Raw genomic sequence first — 17,805 nt, forward strand, 5'->3', positions numbered from 1 at the left:
ACCAGCAAAATCAAACAAACAAGCCAAATGGTCAGCAGTCAAATAAGCAGCTTGTAATGGCTTTTTAATTCATTTGATATTAAATTTAAAAAGAGAGAAATCCTATGCCAAAACGCAATGATATAAAATCCATTCTCATCATTGGGGCAGGTCCGATTGTGATTGGGCAAGCCTGTGAATTTGACTATTCAGGAGCTCAGGCTTGCAAGGCCTTAAAAGAAGAGGGCTATCGAGTTATCTTGGTGAACTCAAATCCTGCGACCATCATGACCGATCCTACGATGGCAGATGCAACTTATATCGAGCCGATCACTTGGCAGACTGTCGAGGGGATTATTGCCAAAGAGCGTCCTGATGCGATTTTGCCAACGATGGGTGGGCAGACGGCACTGAACTGTGCATTGGATTTGGATAAGCATGGAGTGCTTGCCAAATATGGCTGCGAGCTAATCGGTGCTACCAAAGAAGCCATCGAAAAGGCAGAAGATCGCGAGCTGTTTGATAAAGCGATGAAAAAAATCGGACTGGAATGTCCGCGTGCTGATGTGGCAGAGACGATGGAACAGGCGTTGGAGATTCAGGCACGATTTGGCTTTCCTGTGATTATTCGCCCATCTTTTACGATGGGCGGCTCTGGCGGTGGCATTGCTTATAATCGTGAAGAATTTATTGAAATCTGCGAGCGAGGTTTTGATTTATCACCAACCCATCAGCTGCTTATTGACGAGAGTTTAATCGGTTGGAAAGAGTACGAGATGGAGGTGGTGCGTGATAAAAATGACAACTGCATCATCGTTTGCTCTATTGAAAACTTTGACCCAATGGGCGTGCATACAGGCGATAGCATCACTGTTGCCCCTGCTCAGACGCTTACTGACAAAGAATATCAGCTAATGCGTAACGCCTCTATTGCTGTTTTGCGTGAGATTGGTGTTGAGACAGGTGGCTCTAATGTGCAATTTGGTATCAATCCACAAAATGGCCGCATGGTGGTGATTGAGATGAATCCGCGTGTCAGCCGTTCATCGGCACTGGCATCAAAAGCGACAGGATTTCCGATTGCCAAAATTGCTGCCAAACTTGCGGTGGGCTATACGCTTGATGAGCTAAAAAATGACATTACAGGCGGCAAGACGCCAGCATCATTTGAGCCGTCTATTGATTATGTCGTTACCAAATTGCCTCGTTTTAATTTTGAAAAATTCCCACAAGCAGAAAATACCCTAACCACACAGATGAAATCTGTGGGCGAGGTGATGGCAATTGGTCGCAATTTTCAAGAATCCATGCAAAAAGCACTGCGTGGACTTGAGACGGGAGCGACAGGCTTTGATGAGGTGATTGAGCTTGAGGGTAGGGCAGATGAAGAAATCACCAGCGAAATCAAAAACCGCCTAAGCATTCCAACGCCAGAGAGAATTTTCTATTTGGCGGAGGCGTTTCGTCATGGTATGGGTATTGATGAAGTGTTTGAATATACCAAGATTGATAAATGGTTCTTGGTGCAGATTGAGGATATTGTCAAGACCGAAAATCACATCAAAACACTTGGGCTTAGTGATTTGACTGCTGATAATGTTCGTCAATTTAAGCGAAAAGGCATGAGTGATTTACGCATTGCCAATTTGATGGGTATCAGCCAAAAACAATTCCGTAAGCAGCGTTGGGGGCTTGGCGTATATCCAGTGTATAAACGCGTGGATACTTGTGCTGCCGAATTTGAAACCTCAACAGCCTATATGTACTCAAGCTATGATGAAGCGTGCGAGGCCAATCCAACCAACAAGGATAAAATCATGGTGATTGGCGGTGGCCCGAACCGTATCGGTCAGGGGATTGAGTTTGATTATTGCTGTGTTCATGCGGCTTTGGCAATGCGTGAAGATGGTTTTGAGACCATCATGGTGAACTGCAATCCAGAGACGGTTTCAACCGATTATGATACTTCTGATCGCTTGTATTTTGAGCCTGTAACCTTAGAAGATGTGCTAGAAATCGTACGCACCGAGAATCCAAAAGGCGTGATTGTGCAGTATGGTGGCCAAACGCCATTAAAACTGGCTCGTTCGCTAGAAGAGGCAGGCGTGCCAATCATCGGCACCAGTCCCGATGCCATTGACCGTGCCGAAGATCGTGAGCGTTTTCAGCGTATGCTTCACCAGTTGGGTCTAAATCAGCCACCAAATGCATTAGCAACCAGCAGCGAAGAGGGGCTGATTAAGGCACAAAGCGTTGGCTATCCTTTGGTGGTGCGTCCTTCTTATGTATTGGGCGGTCGTGCGATGGAGATTGTTTATAACGAAGATGAACTAAAACGCTATTTGCGTGAGGCGGTACAGGCTTCCAATGAAGCACCAGTTTTGCTGGATAGATTTTTGGACGATGCCATCGAGGTTGATGTGGATTGTGTATCAGATGGCAAAGATGTGGTGATTGGCGGCATCATGCAGCACATTGAACAAGCAGGGGTGCATTCTGGCGACTCTGCCTGTAGCTTGCCGCCGTATTCGCTAAGCGATGAAATCCAAAATCAAATTCGCGAGCAGACCATTGCCATGGCAAAAGAGCTGGGCGTAGTTGGTCTGATGAATGTGCAGTATGCCGTCAAGGATAACACTGTCTATATTCTTGAGGTGAATCCGCGTGCCAGCCGCACCGTGCCTTTTGTTTCAAAGTGCATTGGTGTATCACTGGCAAAAGTTGCTGCACGCTGTATGGCAGGCAAGTCGCTTGTCGAGCAGGGCTTTGTGAGCGAGATTGTGCCAAAGCATTATTCGGTAAAAGAGGCGGTTTTTCCATTTGCCAAATTCCCGGGCGTTGATCCAATTCTAAGCCCAGAAATGAAATCGACAGGCGAGGTAATGGGTGTTGGTAAGAGCTTTGGCGAGGCATTTTATAAGGCGGTGATTGGCTCAAATGAACGCTTGCCGGGATTACCAACAGCAGGCGAGGTCAAAAAAGCCTTCTTGTCCGTGCGTGATAGTGATAAGAAAAACTTACCAAAAATTGCCAAACAGTTGGTTGATTATGGCTTTCAATTGGTGGCAACTGGTGGTACACAGCAGGTGCTGATTGAGTCAGGTATTGATTGTGAGCGTATTAATAAGGTCAATGAAGGTCGCCCTCATATTGTAGATATGATTAAAAATGGTGAAATTCATTTGGTGATTAATACCACCGAAGGCAAACGGGCTCAAGAGGATTCATTCTTGATTCGCCGCAGTGCTTTGCAGGCAAAATTGTTCTATGTTACGACAATGAGTGCAGCAGAGGCGATGTGTATGGCGTATCAGGTGAAGCTGCCATTTGCTGTTTATCGTTTGCAGGATTTGCATAATGCATGAATGCAATAGGCTGGCTGATGATACAGCTTACCAAAGGCTAGCCCGATAAACCGTAGTTCATTGCATAAATATAAGCCCAATCCATCTGATTGGGCTTATGTCATAGACATGAACGCTTGGAGGTTGTTTAAATCCATCGGTTTTCCTTTTTATATATGGAAGTTATTTTGATATTTTCTCTGAAATTATCTCATTTTTATGATAACTATCCAATTTAAAAATCTGATCTGCAAAAATTTTTAAAAATCCCACCGCTTGTTATTTCCATAAATGAAAATCAACCTCCCATAAATCGCTATTCCGTTTCAATATTCACAAGGCTAAAATACTCTCAACTTTTATGTATTGAGGGTATTTTTTATGAACAAATTATTTCACCGCAGTTTACTCGTTGTTGCTTTGGGTTTGGTTGGCGTGGGGTGTACGCCGATGAGCCAGCTTGCTAAAGCCAAATCCGCCCAATCTTCGCTTGATGGCGTTACGCAGGTTGAAAATCTGCAATATATCAATGGTTTACAAAGCCCTGAGGATTTGGTGCAAATCCCCAATACCAAATGGCTGATAGCGAGCGGTATGGCGAATAACAGCGGTTTGCACTTGATTGATGGCGAAAGCAAAATCAGCCAAAGATGGATCGCCCCGAAAGCAAGCTTGCCGTCAGAGCAATATCCTGACAGTCAGCCACAACCGCTGCCTGATGAAATGCAGGCTCACGGTATCAGTTTGCGTGAAATTGGGCAGGGGAAATCGCTGTTGTATGTCGTCAATCACAACGGCAAAGACAACAATATCACCCGTGAAACCATTGAAATTTTTGAAGTTGATGCAAGCCGTGCCAAGCCTGCTTTGACTTGGCTGGGCAATGTGCGGATGCCGAATGATTTTGCGGCAAACAGCGTGGTTTCGGGGGCGGGCGGCTCAATTTATGCCACGGTGATGATGCACCCCCAATACACTTTGGCGGATATGTTTGCCGGCAAAATCACGGGGGCGGTGTATCGCTGGACGCCCAAAACCCGCCAATTTGAAAAATTGCAAGGTTCGGAATTTACGGGCAATAACGGCATTGAATTATCCAAAGACGGGCAATTTATTTATGTCGCCCATATGAAAAATATCAGCAAACTCACCAATACCAATCCGACCAAAATTGTCGCAACCGCTACGCTTGATTATGGTGTTTTTGATAATTTGCATTGGGTGGACGACAAGCTCATTACCGCAGGTTCTCGCACGGAAAGTTGTGGTAATTCAATGACTTATGACTGCCTGAAAGATTATCACATTACGACCATCAACCCTGATAATTTGGCAACCAATGCTATTTTTAAAGGCAAATATACTCAAGATTTTAGCGGTGTTTCGACCGTGTTACCAGTGGGAAAAACCTATTATCTCGGCTCATTTTACAGAAATAAAATGGCGTATTTTGAGACAAAATAATCATCTACATTAAGGAAAAACAATGAGCAAACAAATTCAATTTCATCAAACAGGTTCGCCTGATGTGTTAAAAATCGTTGAGATTAGCCCTGCCGAGCCGAAATCGCACGAGGTACAAATTAAAATGTCGGTGTTAGGTCTAAACCGTGCTGAAGCGATGTATCGGGCAGGGGTGTATGTGATTGAGCCCATTTTCCCTGCCACGATGGGCTACGAAGGGCAGGCGAGGTTGTGGCGGTGGGCGAGGGCGTGAGCGAATTTGCCATTGGCGACAAAGTGAGCGTGATTCCGTCCTTTATGTTCACCGAATACGGCACTTATGGCGAAGTGGTCAATCTGCCCGCTCACGCTGTGGTCAAACACCCTGACAATCTCACGCTGGAACAAGCCGCCGCCAGTTGGATGATGTTCGTTACCGCTTATGGCGGATTGGTGGAATTCGGCAACATTCAGGCAGGCGATTTTGTGGTGCTGGGGGCGGCGACCAGTTCGGTGGGGCTGGCGGCAATCCAAATCGCCAAACAGCAAGGGGCAACCGTGATCGCCCTGTCTCGCACCCACGCCAAAGACGATGTGTTGCGACAAAAAGGGGCGGATTTTGTGATTGCCACAAACGAAGACGATGTTACTGCCAAATTGCTGGAAATCACGGACGGCAAAGGCGTGAATTTGGTGTTTGACCCAGTGGGCGGTAAAGAAGCGGCAAAAATTATCAATGCAATGGCACACAATGGGCGTTACATCATTTACGGTGCATTAAGCCACGATGATATTGCCGTGCCAGTGTTCCCAATTTTGGGCAAACATCTCACGGTGCGAGGCTATGAACTGTTTGAAATCACCACCGTGCCAGAAAAGCTCGCCAAAGCGAAAAAATTCGTGTTTGACGGCTTGGCAAGCGGTCAGTTGCAGCCTGAAATTGACAAGGTTTTTGCCTTTGATGAAATGATTGAAGCTCACCACTATCTGGAAAGCAACCAACAGATTGGGAAGATTTTGGTGAAGGTGTAAATAAAAATGCCGTCTAGAAGTTGGTTTCAGACAGCATTACTTTTTAAAGCATCCAGCCTTTATACAGACAATCTAATAATTCTTTCTGTCTTTCTTCTACTATTTCTGGTGTCCATTCTTCTTTATCTAACACTTGAGTAGTTAAAGCATACGATGAAACATTGTTATTTCCACGAAAATATTTTTCTTTCTTAACTTTAAACTCCCAATTGGATGCAGCAGAATTTCTTCTTTTATTAAGCGGTACTAGGTTGGCTAATCGGTGTAGCCATAATTGATGTTTATCATCAGACCACCATTGTTGCCATTGGCTTTCAGGGACAATAGTCTGCGGCAACACATGCTCAATTGTTAGCAAACCATCTTTGTGTTGATAAGTTGCCCCACCATCAGAAATCATTGCATCCAATCTTAAAATAATGTAATTTCTTCTGACCGCAGTCATTTCATTATAAATATTACCATCCAATAGTTTTCTAAAAGATTGCTTTTCTTCATCACTTAATCGCAGGCTCTCACTGCACGCTTTTGGATTATCCTGCAATTCTTTCAATATCAAACCATAGCGTTCAATACGCTTATTAACATCTTTGGCTGATAAATGCAGATAAGAACTTAATATTTCAAATTGCTGAAAAAATGCCAATGTCTGTTCATTGCTAGGCTTTTGATGTAAAAATAGAATAGCAGCAGGCAACCATTCAGAAAAACCAATGCGATTTAACCATTTTATATATTCATTGATTTCTACCTGATATTGGTCTATTTGATAGTTACTATTTTTCAATGCTCTAAATGCAGCAGTGTAACTAGATAATTCATTATCAATAAAAGCTGGGATAGATGGAATTTTTGGAACAATCAATTCTTGTAATTCTTCTAAAATGCTTTTTTGGGCTTTTTTCTTTAATTCAATCATACGGATATGAGCAAACAACTCATTGAAAAGATTTCGTCCTAGCTCTTGCTCTAAATCTTCCCATTTTTTGGTATGCTCATCTTGTTTATCAGTAATTTTTCCAATTAAATCAGCCTTCAAAATATCAGTTGGTAACAAATCCAAACCACGGTTATTCATCACAGAAAAAATGCGAAATGCTGATTTTTGGCTAGGGGTAGATACAATCACTAAGCAGCATTTTTGAATTAAAAAACTGAAAAAGTTAAAAACGGCTGTACTGTCGTTATTAAATTTATTTTCAATACACTTAAGTATAGCTTTAGCATTTTTAACTATATTTCGTTGAGCGTCATTTTTACAATCGTGCTCTATATTTAAATTATTTAATTTATCAAATTGCAGTTCTTGAATATATTTTCTGAAAAAATCTTTATCACGCTGGCGAAGAGTTAGCCTTGGTTGTGCGGTAAGGTTTTGTGATTTCTTTGCTGGTTGCTGCAAAATCTCTTGACCTTCAGATTTATCTTCATCTGAAAAATGGTGTGTTAAAGCTGCGATTAATATGGTTAAGCTAGTCAAACGCTGTTGCCCATCTACTACATCTGCTTTGGGTTTGTTATCTTGTTTGATGACGACAACACTGCCTAAAAAGTAGCTCTCATCGGTTTTTCGTTGATAAAATTCGTACAAATCATCAAATAATTGCTTGATATGTTCCTCTTCCCAAGAATAAGGTCGCTGATAATCGGGAATTTCATATTGAAATTTTGAACTGAATATTCCACTCAAATAAAATGCTTCACCTTGAATGGCGTAATCTTGAATACTCATATTTTTCCTCAATTAAAAACCACAACATTGATATTTTACATGGATAAACTATCCTATGCAATAATATACTTTTCAGTTTATTTTATCATCTAAAATAAAATTATAATCAGAAAATATTTTTCAAATAAAAAAAGTTCAAAAATCACATTTTTAAATAAATTTCATGATACAAAATCCATTCAACCGAAACTTCCACCCTAACAAACAGTAAAATCTCACAAAACTTTTGCAGGATTGCACTCTTTGTTTTCATAAATAGAAATCATCTTTCCATTTTTCGCTATTCTATTTCCACTCATGCCAAATTAGAATAGCGTTTATTTTTAAGCTGAACGATGCACTATGCAAAATCTTAACCTTCTCCCAACACTTGCCAATCACGCAGGTTTTTCGCAAATTTTTCAAAAAGACAAGCTGACATTTGGGTTAATCGCCCCTTTCAAGGGTTATGCCGAGCATATCCCTGATAATCTAACCGACATCGGTGATACGGCGGTTTTGGCGGAGAAATTGGGGTTTTCTGCGCTTTGGGTGCGAGATGTGCCGTTTTTTGACCCCAATTTTGGCGATGTGGGGCAGGGGCTTGACCCTATCGTCACGCTTGGCTTTTTGACCGCCAAAACACATAACATCGCTCTTGGCACAGCAGGGCTAGTTGCACCGCTTCGCTCACCAATTCATATCGCCAAAACGGCGGTCAGTCTGGCAACCCTCAGCGACAATCGGTTTGTGCTGGGGCTGTCTAGTGGCGACCGTCCGATTGAATATCCTGCTTTTCAGGCTGCCTTTGAAAATCGTGCCGAGCGTTTTCGTGAAAGCATTGAGATGATTAAAACCTTGACCGAGCAGACTTTTCCACATTATCAAGGCAAGCATTACGGCAATCTGACAGGCGAGTTGGATTTGTTGCCGAAACCGACCCAGCCTCTGCCGATGGTCGCGATTGGGCGAGCAAGACAGGAAATGCAGTGGCTTGCCAATGTGCCTGATGCGTGGATTTGGCATGGTGTCGATCCAAAACAGACGGCAAATATTGTAAAAACGCTGGCTGAATTAAATCAAGACGGTTTTTGGCATCCGTTTGGTTACGCTAATTTTGTAGAAGTATTGGAGAATCCGAACGCCCCTGCCCAACTGTTTAACAACATTTATTTGCGAGGTGGCTCAAATGCGTTGCGTGAATTTTGGCAAGAGCAGAAAACACAAGGCTTGGCACACACTACGCTAAATCTCAAACCCACCAATCGCCCAACTGCCGAGGTGTTGCAAGATTTGGCAGAAAATGTGTTGGCGAAAATGTAGCCAAAGCTCAAATTTGGGTCGGACTTTTATCCGACCTTTATTTGTCGGGTGAAGCCTGTTGCACCACTTTTAGCACAATGGCAATCTCTTGCCATACTTGCTTGATGGGAATGGGTAAATCTTGTTCAAAATAGTATTGGGCGGTTTTGAGCAGCATTGCGGCTAATATTTCACCTTGAAAATCTAAACCCTGATGCACAAACAGACTTTGTTGCTGGCGAATATAGTTGTTTTTTATCATCAAAAACATATCGTCCCACAAATGATGGCGTTTTGTTTTGATTTTCCATAATGCCAAAATCAGTTGCCGTTTTTGATGGAATGCAGGCAAAACATGTTGAATAAAATCGTTCATATTGCGAGTTTGTTCTTTTTGCAGCAAAAGTTCAGCATAATCTTTTTTGAGCTCATCAATCATCACGCCCGCCAAATCGCTTTTGCCTGAATAATATTTGTAAAATGTTGCCCGATTGACCATCGCTTTTTCTACAATATCTTGCACCGAAATTTTTTCAAATTCCTGATTTTTTAATAAGTCAATCAAGGCATTTTTGATTAAGGCGTGCGTGCGGATAACCCGCAAATCTTGTTTTTCAGACGGCATAACGATTTTCCCTATTTTTGCTGATTTAACTATACAGTTTTTAAAATTTGTATGGTTATTATAGCAAATCAAGCCTATTTTGATGGTGTTTTTTATCCTGATAATTGGCTAAAATTCTCTCATCTTGTTTTGCAAGATGGCGTATTTTTCAGTTATTTGCCATACGGAGAAACCAAAATGTCGCAACCTATAACAAATTCCCCTTTAATGTATCTGGCGGATCGTTCGGAAGATTATCAGAGATTGGGCATTGACCCGATGGTCGTGCAACCGTTTGAAGACGGTATGAGGATTGAAGGTGCAAGTGAAGGGACTTGGGAGTGGTGGTATTTTGACGCTCATTTGAATAATGGTGCAAAAATGGTGGTGGTATTCTATACAAAACCAAATACCATGCCTCATCTGCCGCTGTCGCCGTTTATCCGTATTAGTCTTGAGCTTCCAGATGGTCGCTCGCTACAAAAAAGCCAAATGTTTCCTGCGGAAGTTTTTAGCAGTTCTACTGAATGTTGTGATGTTAAAATTGCAAACAACCACTTTTATGGCGACTTAAACAGTTACACAATTCAAGCAAGCATTGATGATGTTGCCGTTGAAGTGCAATTGCAAGGGCAAATCAGACCTTGGCGACCAAAATCAGGGCATATGTATTACGGACAAAAAGGCAATGAAAAGTTATTCGCTTGGTTGCCAAGTGTGCCGCAAGGGGCGGTTTTGGCAACGATTCGCGTAGGCGATGAAACATTTCGTGCAACAGGCACTGGCTACCACGATCACAACTGGGGCAATGCACCTATGGCATCGCTCATTCACCATTGGTATTGGGGCAGGGCACAGGTGGGAGATTTTACCGTCATCGCCTCAAACATCACAGCGGCACAACAATTTGAATATATTCCGCAAACCGTATTTTTGCTGGCAAAAAATGGCGAAATTTTAGCGGACGATGAGCGTTGCGTTAAATTTTCAATCGAACAAATACAGGTGGATGAAACCACCAGAAAGCCTGTTGCCGATTTGGTCAAATATGAAACAATCAATGGTAATAATCGCTATGTTGTTACTTTTGAACGAACAAAAACCATTTTGGCATCTCGATTTATTGACCAAGCACCGCCTGACCAGCGTGCGAAGTTGGAAATGTCGGGCGAAGATGGTGCTTATTTACGGTTTACAGGATTGGTTACGGTGGAGCATTTTGTTAATGAAGGCCGAGTTGCTTGCGAACAAGGTGAGGCACTTTGGGAATTGATGTATTTTGGACATGCTATTTTTCCAGCATAAACCCCATTTGAGCAAGTAAGAAAACAAGCGGTGGGATTTTGCAAAAGTTTTGCAAGATTGCACCGCTTTTTGCCCCCTACGGCACTGCACGCCACTTCCCTTCAGGTGGGGGCAGATTTGGTCTGTAATGATGCTAAGATTTTTGTAAAGTTGGTGTAGTCTTCCCCATTTACGGAGGAAGTACCTTGTATAGCAAGGGGTAGGGGGCAAACCATCGGCAGGGCGAAATTTTAAAAAATCCCACCGCTTACATGTTAATTTTTCAAATGTTCTAGGATTGCACAATAAGCGTTTTCATCGCCAGCACACGCATCGTAGCATTGCTGTAAGGTTTGTCGCATTTTTTCTAGGCGGCCAATTTCTTGCGTGAGAAATTGCAAATGCAGGTGGGTGAATTGTTTGACATCTTTGCATTGACGTTGCGTATCGTCCAAAAAACGCACTAATTCTTTGATTTGAGCGATGGAAAAGCCCACTTCTCTTGAATGATGAATGAATTTCAACCGCTCAATATCTTGCTCGTTGTAGGTGCGGTAGCCCGACAGGGTGCGGTGGACGTTCGGCAATAATTGATGTTTTTCATAATCGCGAATTTGTTTGGCAGATAATCCTGTCAAATCGGCAACTTGTTTAATGTGCATTTTTTTAAGCTCCTTACTTGACCTTAACCTATGGTTAGGGATTATACTACCCGTGATGGGAAAATCAAGCCCATCAATCGTTTTACAACTTTTGATTAAAGAGGAATACACAATGAAAAACACTCACACACCGTGCTGCGAAAACTGCAAATGCACCCCAGAAAAATGCTATTGTCAGGAAAATCCTTGCTGTGAGCATTGTCAATGCACGCCGCAAAAATGTGGCTGTCAGCCTAGCGAGTAAATGAAACAAGCGGTGGGATTCTGCAAAACTTTTGAGAAATCCCACCGCTTGTATTGCGTTACGCCTTGCCCCAAAACGCATCTTCGGCGGTTTGGTCGTCTGAAAACAGCCAAACGGTTTGGATTTTGCCGTCCACCACTTCAAACAAATCAATGCCTGTCATATCCATTTGCGAGCCGTCCGCTTTTTTGCCCGAAAAACGCACGGGGCAGGCGACCAAATTGCCATTGACCATTAAATTGCCATTTGGTGCAAGGGTGAATGAGCCTTGGGTGTCTGCCATCATTTGCCCAATCATTTCGCCGATTTGCCCTGCACCGATTTTCAAACCTGAAAATTTGTTGTTACCAGGTTGGTGCCATTTCACGTCTTCGGCAAAGGCGGAAAAAGCGGTTGGCATGTCGCCTTTATCAAGGGCGGTTAAATAATTCACGACAGTAGTTAATGCAGTCATAAAAATTCCTTATGTTGATAAGATGTTAGAAAAAAAACGGTGCGATTTTACCATTGTTTTTGCGTTCAGGCTGCCTGAAAACAAAATACGGTGGGATTGGTAAAATTTCCCCAAAATCCCACCGCTTGCCAAAATTAGCAGGTTACGGTTTCGCCCTCTTTTGGCACGGCAACTTGTTTTTCCAAGCCGTTCTCTTTGACAAATTGACGCATTTGCTCGCTGGTTACGGTGGTGTGGTTCACGGCGTCCATATGCACAGTGATGATTTGGGCATTCGGCATTTTTTGGCTGGCGAGCAACACATCTTCGCGTCCCATAATCAGGCTACCGTCAAAGCCTTGTAATTTTGCCTGTCCTGCGTTGAGCACCAACACATCAGGGCGGTGCGTTTGCAAGGCGTGTTCAACGTGATGATTCCAAAGCGTGTCGCCCACCAAATAGAGCGTTTTTTGGTTGGGTGCGGTAAACACCACGCCCATCGCATCGCCTGCGATTTCGGCAAGCATTGGGATTGAATACATCTGGTCTGTGCCGTGCTGACCGCCTGTCTTAAACATCGTTACCCCTTGAAATGCCGTGCCTTGCCCCATCACCTGCACATTTTGGAAACCTTGCGAACGGATTAAACGCGCATCGCCAGCATTTTGCACAAACATCGGTAAATCTTTGGGCAAGTGCTTTTGAGCCGCCTCGTCCCAGTGGTCATCGTGGGTATGGGTAATGATAATTGCGTCCACGCCTTTTAAGGTTTCTGCAATGGAAAAAGGCAAGTCAATCAACGGATTGCGTAATTCGCTATTGACTGTGCCTTCAAAGCCCGCATACGCCCCTTTTTCGCCCAAATACGGGTCAATCAAGAAAGTTACCCCTGCATAAGTCAAACGAGCGGTGGCGTTGCGAATATGTTGGTAGTGAATTTGTGTGGTCATTTTTGCCTCTAGTAAATTTTTTTGAAAAACTAACCGCTTGTAGCGGAATAGACACATATTATCACAAGAATCATACCGAGAGAAAATTGACATTTAAGTCATTTTACGAAAGAATTGGGTCAATTTTCATAAACAGGAAAAAATTTTATGCCCAATTGCCCAAAAATCGGTCTGTTTGATTTTGGAGGGTTGTCCAAAGTCAATCTGTTTCAATTTGCCGTGCCACAGATGGTGTTTGGCGACCTTTACGCCGAAAAATGGTTTGAGCTTTTCATTCTCAACGCCTCATCCGACCAATCGTCCACGCTACCTTGCGATGGGGATTTATCCCTTGCCGAACAAATGGATATGCTGATTGTGGCAGGCTGGCACGATATCAATGAACCACCTACACCCGAGGTGCAGCATGCCCTACGTCAAGCCTATACACGTGGGGCAATGGTAGTCGGCTTGTGCTATGGCACGTATGCATTGGCATATTCAGGCTTACTAGACGGCAAAAAAGCGGCAACACATTGGTTTGCCGAAAGTGATTTCAGTCTGCGTTTTCCGAGCATTCAGCTAGATACCAACGCCCTTTATGTGGACGAAAATCGGCTGATTACTTCGGCCGGCACGGCGGCGAGTTTGGATTGTTGTCTTTATATCGTGCGGAAATTTCACGGCAGCCGTGTCGCCAATAAAATCGCACGAATGATGGTCGTTCCGCCCCACCGTGAGGGCGGACAGGCACAATTTATTGACCAACCTCTGCCGATTGTGAGCAAAGACCAGCAAATCAACCAACTACTTGCCAAAATTCAGCAAAATCCGACCGCTTGCTACCGCATTGACGAACTTGCCGAACAACTGGCAATGAGCCGCCGCACCTTTACCCGCCACTTCCAAAAGGCGACTGGCACGAGTTTGACCCAATGGATTATTCATCTTCGCCTACAAAACAGCCTTACATTATTAGAAAATACTTCATTATCCATTGAGCAAATCAGCGAACGGGCAGGTTTTCAAAATACCGTCAGTTTCCGCCAACATTTCAAAACCCGCTACCAAATCACCCCAAACGACTGGCGGCGAGCGTTTGTGGGAAACGGAGCGTGAATAAAACAAGTGGTGGGATTTCATAAAAATCGCTTATCCTATTCCGTAAGACGCAATGCATTGTCTTCCATTGCCACTTAGTGTCCTATGCGATTATTTCGTCATCGGTCAAAATATCTCCTAAATCCCACCACTTGCTTATGTCCAATGCTTTTTCAAAATCTCTTCTAACAACTCAAACACTTGTCGCACCCGTGCTGGGGTGGTTTGTTGGTAGGGGCGGTAGAGGTAGAGTTGCCATTTTTCAATGGGGATTTGTGGGAGCAGTTGCACCCATTCGCCCGATTGCAGGTAGGGCTTGGCGAGAAATTCGCTGATAAGCCCTGCCGCTTTGCCCAATCGCACCGCTTGCAGGTGGCTGTAGGGATCGCTTGCCATAAATGCCATTTTTCTCGGCTGCAAGCGGTCGGTTTCATTCAAAATCAAATCCCACGCTCGCCCTGTCGCCACATTGATGGGGACGGCAAATGGATAGCGTTGTTCAAAATCGGCAAGGTCGGTCGGCTCACCCAGTTGTGCCACCAGCGTTCGGCTCGCTACCAACAAATCGCCCACTTCGGCAATTTTCCGCACGATGAAATTCGGGTCGGGTTCCAGCCCGATGCGTAAGCCGATGTCGATTTTTTCCCGTACTTGGTCGGCTTTTTCCATTCCTTCACGCCAATCGATGAGCAGCTCGGGATAGGGTTCAAGGGCAGTAAGCAAATCTGTCAGCACTTCATCATTATGCCGAAAACTTGGCACGGTAATCCGCACAATGCCTGCCATGTCATTGCGTTTTTGCTTGGGTCGGAACAGTTTTTCGCTGTCTTGCCAAAGTTGCTTTGCATTCGGCAAAAACTGTTCGCCAAAATCGGTAAGAGAGATATGGCGGGTACTGCGTTTGAATAAGGGTTCGCCCAAGGTTTCTTCTAACTCGTTGATAACTCTAGTGATGACGGAGGGAGAAACCGCAAATCGGTTCGCCGTTTCCCGAAAATTCAAGGTTTCTGCGGCTGAGCAGAAGTATTTAATTGCATCAAATTTGTTTAACATTGTTCGTATTTTAAGAATAGTTTATTCTTGAATTATTGATTTTTATGCAACTATATCACATCTATAATCCATATATCAAAACAAATGGAGTAAAAAATGCGATTAAAAACTTCACTTAAAACCTTCGTCTCAACTTTACTCATCGGTTCATCATTATTAGGAGCAACCTCAATGACTTATGCTAACACCACCCCAACCTTGGACACCCTTGTGCAACAATGGGACAAAAAATTCGCCAAAAGCGACAAAGTGAATCACCAAAAAGTGCTATTTAAAAACCGCTATGGCATTACGCTGGCAGCCGATCTTTATACGCCCAAAGGCGTGAGCGGAAAATTGCCAGCGATTGCGGTGAGCGGCCCATTCGGTGCGGTGAAAGAGCAAAGTTCGGGGCTTTATGCCCAAACGCTGGCGGAGCGTGGTTTCGTTACCTTGGCGTTTGACGCCTCTTACACGGGCGAAAGCGGTGGCGAGCCTCGCAATGTGGCATCGCCCGACATCAACACCGAAGATTTCAGTGCGGCGGTCGATTTTTTAACGACTTTACCCAATGTGGACGCGGACAAAATTGGCATTTTGGGCATTTGCGGTTGGGGCGGAATGGCGTTGAATGCGGCGGCGATGGACACGCGTATCAAAGCGACGGCGGTTTCCACGATGTACGATATGAGCCGCGTGATGGCGAACGGCTACAACGACAGCGTTGATGTCGCGGCACGCTACCAAGCCCGCCAAGCATTAAATGCAATCCGTACCCAAGACGCCCAAAAAGGCGAAGTGGCTCGCTCAACTAACAACCTGCCTGAAAAATTGACGGGCAATGAACCGCAATTCGTCAAAGATTATTTTGATTACTACAAAACCGAACGCGGCTTTCACCCACGCTCGGTCAATTCCAACGGAGCTTGGACAGCAACCACCCCTCTTTCATTTATGAATATGCCACAGCTAAGCTACGCGGACGAAATCCAAGCCCCTGTGTTGGTGGTACACGGCGAAAATGCCCACTCTCGCTATTTTGCCGAAGATGCGTTCAAAAAACTCAAAGGCGATAACAAAGAGTTGATGATTATCCCAAACGCCAGCCACGTTGATCTCTACGACAACCAAGCCAATAAAATCCCTTACGACAAATTCGAGGCGTTTTTTAAGGCAAATTTAAAATAAAGCGATACAAGCGGTGGGATTTTGGGAAATTTCTGAAAATCTCACCGTTTTTTATTTTTCGCTAGGTTTCGTTTCACTCAACCGCCTCCCTTGCAAAAAAGGGGCTGGTTAGCACTGCCCGAAAGTGAGACGATCTTCCCTCGTTTACGGAGGAAGTACCTTGCATAGCAAGGGGTAGGGGGGGGAAACCATCGGCAGGGCGAAATTTTAAAAAATCCTACCGCTTACATGTTAATTTTTCAAATGTTCTAGGATTACACAATAAGCGTTTTCATCGCCAGCACACGCATCGTAGCATTGCTGTAAGGTTTGTCGCATTTTTTCTAGGCGGTCAATTTCTTGCGTGAGAAATTGCAAATGCAAGCGGGTAAATTGTTTCACATCTTTGCATTGATGTGGGGAAGGGGTATCTAAAAGATGTACCAACTCTTTGATTTGAGCGATGGAAAAGCCCACTTCTCTTGAATGATGAATGAATTTCAACCGCTCAATATCTTGCTCGTTGTAGGTGCGGTAGCCCGACAGGGTGCGGTGGACGTTCGGCAATAATTGATGTTTTTCATAATCGCGAATTTGTTTGGCAGATAATCCTGTCAAATCGGCAACTTGTTTAATGTGCATTTTTTTGAGTTCCTTGCTTGACCTTAACCAAAGGTTAAGGATTATTATGCTATCCGTAATGGGAAAATCAAGCCCATCAATCATTGTGCAATTTGTAGTTATTCATCGGAGTTCTTTATGGCATGTAAAAATTGTTGTAGTGCAAATCCCTCTAATCATCAGTCGCCAAAATATAAAAAAGCCTTGTGGATTGTGTTGATATTAAATTTATCAATGTTTTTTGTAGAAATTGTAATGGGGATTAAATCTGGTTCAACTTCGTTGTTGTCAGACAGTTTGGATTTTTTGGGCGATAGTGCTAACTATATGATTAGCCTCATTGTATTGCCAATGGCATTAAGCTATCGTGCCAAAGCGTCTTTAATTAAAGGCTTAACTATGAGTGGGTTTGGTTTATTTATTTTAATAACAACTATTTACCGCATATTTTATGGTGAAATTCCTAGCTATGCTGAGATGAGTATTGTTGGGGTATTGGCATTATTTGTCAATTTAACTGCATTGATAATTTTATTAAATTTTCGTGATGGTGATAGCAATATGCGTAGTGTTTGGCTATGTTCTCGTAATGATGCGATTGGTAATATGGCGGTAATTTTAGCAGGGGTGGCTGTTTATTTTTTTCAGTCCAGATACCCCGATTTGATTGTGGCATTTATTTTGGCATTTTTGGCTTTACAGGCTGGTAAAGAAATTATTTTAAGAGCTTGGAGCGAATTGAAACAAGGGTAGTTTTGACACCGCCTGTAACAATACAGGCGGTGTTTTTATTTAAAAATTTAGTAAAATTATTTTCAGGCTGCCTGAAAATAAAAATTGGTGCGATTGGCAAAATTTAAAAAATCCCACCGCTTACATTTCCAAAAATGAAAACCAACTTCCCATAAATCGCCATT

Annotated in this window: 16 protein-coding genes; 9 read left to right on the forward strand and 7 right to left on the reverse strand. The window is 43.5% G+C overall.

Annotated features, from left to right (window positions below; translation table 11 throughout):
• Positions 1 to 104: 104 nt before the first annotated feature.
• The 4 genes from carB (at position 105) to BW928_RS06000 (ending at position 5,798) form a co-directional block, all read left to right on the forward strand.
• On the forward strand, positions 105 to 3,344 hold the full coding sequence (gene carB, locus BW928_RS05985; protein WP_076555330.1) for a carbamoyl-phosphate synthase large subunit: 3,240 nt from the start codon (positions 105 to 107) through the stop codon (positions 3,342 to 3,344).
• 360 nt (positions 3,345 to 3,704) lie between these two features.
• On the forward strand, positions 3,705 to 4,787 hold the full coding sequence (locus BW928_RS05990) for an SMP-30/gluconolactonase/LRE family protein (RefSeq protein ID WP_076555331.1): 1,083 nt from the start codon (positions 3,705 to 3,707) through the stop codon (positions 4,785 to 4,787).
• Between the two features lie 22 nt (positions 4,788 to 4,809).
• Complete coding sequence (locus BW928_RS12100; RefSeq protein WP_076555332.1) at positions 4,810 to 5,040, forward strand: hypothetical protein; 231 nt, start codon at positions 4,810 to 4,812, stop codon at positions 5,038 to 5,040.
• Positions 5,019 to 5,798, forward strand: coding sequence for a zinc-dependent alcohol dehydrogenase family protein (locus tag BW928_RS06000; RefSeq protein ID WP_228144122.1), 780 nt, complete (start codon positions 5,019 to 5,021; stop codon positions 5,796 to 5,798). Before BW928_RS12100 ends, BW928_RS06000 begins: the two co-directional genes overlap by 22 nt.
• A gap of 43 nt (positions 5,799 to 5,841) precedes the next feature.
• Here BW928_RS06000 and BW928_RS06005 read toward each other — a convergent pair whose 3' ends face one another.
• Entirely contained in the window at positions 5,842 to 7,530 is a 1,689-nt protein-coding gene (locus tag BW928_RS06005; RefSeq protein WP_078310452.1) for a DUF262 domain-containing protein, read from the reverse strand.
• Positions 7,531 to 7,872: 342 nt separating this feature from the next.
• Here BW928_RS06005 and BW928_RS06010 point away from each other — a divergent pair, with 342 nt between their 5' ends.
• Positions 7,873 to 8,832: a TIGR03571 family LLM class oxidoreductase gene (locus tag BW928_RS06010; protein WP_076555334.1), complete on the forward strand. Its 960-nt coding sequence runs from the start codon at positions 7,873 to 7,875 to the stop codon at positions 8,830 to 8,832.
• A 37-nt stretch (positions 8,833 to 8,869) separates the two neighbouring features.
• Here the strand turns inward: BW928_RS06010 and BW928_RS06015 are convergent, their stop codons facing one another.
• Positions 8,870 to 9,436, reverse strand: coding sequence for a TetR/AcrR family transcriptional regulator (locus BW928_RS06015; RefSeq protein ID WP_076555335.1), 567 nt, complete (start codon positions 9,434 to 9,436; stop codon positions 8,870 to 8,872).
• 177 nt (positions 9,437 to 9,613) lie between these two features.
• Between BW928_RS06015 and BW928_RS06020 the strand changes: the two genes are divergently transcribed.
• Positions 9,614 to 10,720, forward strand: coding sequence for a carotenoid 1,2-hydratase family protein (locus tag BW928_RS06020; protein WP_076555361.1), 1,107 nt, complete (start codon positions 9,614 to 9,616; stop codon positions 10,718 to 10,720).
• 254 nt (positions 10,721 to 10,974) lie between these two features.
• Here BW928_RS06020 and BW928_RS06025 read toward each other — a convergent pair whose 3' ends face one another.
• The 3 genes from BW928_RS06025 to BW928_RS06035 all read right to left on the reverse strand — a co-directional run bounded on the left by BW928_RS06025 (position 10,975) and on the right by BW928_RS06035 (position 12,988).
• Positions 10,975 to 11,361: a MerR family transcriptional regulator gene (locus BW928_RS06025; RefSeq protein WP_076555336.1), complete on the reverse strand. Its 387-nt coding sequence runs from the start codon at positions 11,359 to 11,361 to the stop codon at positions 10,975 to 10,977.
• Between the two features lie 302 nt (positions 11,362 to 11,663).
• Entirely contained in the window at positions 11,664 to 12,059 is a 396-nt protein-coding gene (locus BW928_RS06030) for a nuclear transport factor 2 family protein (RefSeq protein WP_076555337.1), read from the reverse strand.
• 134 nt (positions 12,060 to 12,193) lie between these two features.
• Complete coding sequence (locus tag BW928_RS06035; RefSeq protein ID WP_078310445.1) at positions 12,194 to 12,988, reverse strand: MBL fold metallo-hydrolase; 795 nt, start codon at positions 12,986 to 12,988, stop codon at positions 12,194 to 12,196.
• Between the two features lie 147 nt (positions 12,989 to 13,135).
• On the opposite strand from BW928_RS06035, the gene BW928_RS06040 reads away from it, so the two are divergent.
• Positions 13,136 to 14,086 (forward strand): GlxA family transcriptional regulator, encoded by a 951-nt coding sequence (locus BW928_RS06040; protein ID WP_076555339.1) that lies wholly within the window; start codon positions 13,136 to 13,138, stop codon positions 14,084 to 14,086.
• A 138-nt stretch (positions 14,087 to 14,224) separates the two neighbouring features.
• Here the strand turns inward: BW928_RS06040 and BW928_RS06045 are convergent, their stop codons facing one another.
• A complete protein-coding gene (locus BW928_RS06045) occupies positions 14,225 to 15,121 on the reverse strand; it encodes a LysR family transcriptional regulator (RefSeq protein WP_076555340.1) in 897 nt (298 codons plus the stop codon).
• A 96-nt stretch (positions 15,122 to 15,217) separates the two neighbouring features.
• On the opposite strand from BW928_RS06045, the gene BW928_RS06050 reads away from it, so the two are divergent.
• On the forward strand, positions 15,218 to 16,288 hold the full coding sequence (locus tag BW928_RS06050; RefSeq protein WP_076555341.1) for an alpha/beta hydrolase: 1,071 nt from the start codon (positions 15,218 to 15,220) through the stop codon (positions 16,286 to 16,288).
• 231 nt (positions 16,289 to 16,519) lie between these two features.
• Here BW928_RS06050 and BW928_RS06055 read toward each other — a convergent pair whose 3' ends face one another.
• Positions 16,520 to 16,909 (reverse strand): MerR family transcriptional regulator, encoded by a 390-nt coding sequence (locus tag BW928_RS06055; protein WP_076555342.1) that lies wholly within the window; start codon positions 16,907 to 16,909, stop codon positions 16,520 to 16,522.
• 117 nt (positions 16,910 to 17,026) lie between these two features.
• On the opposite strand from BW928_RS06055, the gene BW928_RS06060 reads away from it, so the two are divergent.
• Complete coding sequence (locus BW928_RS06060) at positions 17,027 to 17,641, forward strand: cation efflux transmembrane domain-containing protein (protein WP_076555343.1); 615 nt, start codon at positions 17,027 to 17,029, stop codon at positions 17,639 to 17,641.
• Positions 17,642 to 17,805: the final 164 nt, after the last annotated feature.

This window comes from Moraxella cuniculi DSM 21768, assembly GCF_900156515.1.
In the GTDB taxonomy this organism is placed as follows: domain Bacteria; phylum Pseudomonadota; class Gammaproteobacteria; order Pseudomonadales; family Moraxellaceae; genus Moraxella; species Moraxella cuniculi.

Coding starts and splice junctions, on each gene's coding strand:
- carB (WP_076555330.1), top strand. CDS start 105: ATGCCAAAACGCAATGATATAAAATCCATTCTCATCATTGGGGCAGGT.
- BW928_RS05990 (WP_076555331.1), top strand. CDS start 3,705: ATGAACAAATTATTTCACCGCAGTTTACTCGTTGTTGCTTTGGGTTTG.
- BW928_RS12100 (WP_076555332.1), top strand. CDS start 4,810: ATGAGCAAACAAATTCAATTTCATCAAACAGGTTCGCCTGATGTGTTA.
- BW928_RS06005 (WP_078310452.1), bottom strand. CDS start 7,530: ATGAGTATTCAAGATTACGCCATTCAAGGTGAAGCATTTTATTTGAGT.
- BW928_RS06010 (WP_076555334.1), top strand. CDS start 7,873: ATGCAAAATCTTAACCTTCTCCCAACACTTGCCAATCACGCAGGTTTT.
- BW928_RS06015 (WP_076555335.1), bottom strand. CDS start 9,436: ATGCCGTCTGAAAAACAAGATTTGCGGGTTATCCGCACGCACGCCTTA.
- BW928_RS06020 (WP_076555361.1), top strand. CDS start 9,614: ATGTCGCAACCTATAACAAATTCCCCTTTAATGTATCTGGCGGATCGT.
- BW928_RS06025 (WP_076555336.1), bottom strand. CDS start 11,361: ATGCACATTAAACAAGTTGCCGATTTGACAGGATTATCTGCCAAACAA.
- BW928_RS06030 (WP_076555337.1), bottom strand. CDS start 12,059: ATGACTGCATTAACTACTGTCGTGAATTATTTAACCGCCCTTGATAAA.
- BW928_RS06035 (WP_078310445.1), bottom strand. CDS start 12,988: ATGACCACACAAATTCACTACCAACATATTCGCAACGCCACCGCTCGT.
- BW928_RS06040 (WP_076555339.1), top strand. CDS start 13,136: ATGCCCAATTGCCCAAAAATCGGTCTGTTTGATTTTGGAGGGTTGTCC.
- BW928_RS06045 (WP_076555340.1), bottom strand. CDS start 15,121: ATGTTAAACAAATTTGATGCAATTAAATACTTCTGCTCAGCCGCAGAA.
- BW928_RS06050 (WP_076555341.1), top strand. CDS start 15,218: ATGCGATTAAAAACTTCACTTAAAACCTTCGTCTCAACTTTACTCATC.
- BW928_RS06055 (WP_076555342.1), bottom strand. CDS start 16,909: ATGCACATTAAACAAGTTGCCGATTTGACAGGATTATCTGCCAAACAA.
- BW928_RS06060 (WP_076555343.1), top strand. CDS start 17,027: ATGGCATGTAAAAATTGTTGTAGTGCAAATCCCTCTAATCATCAGTCG.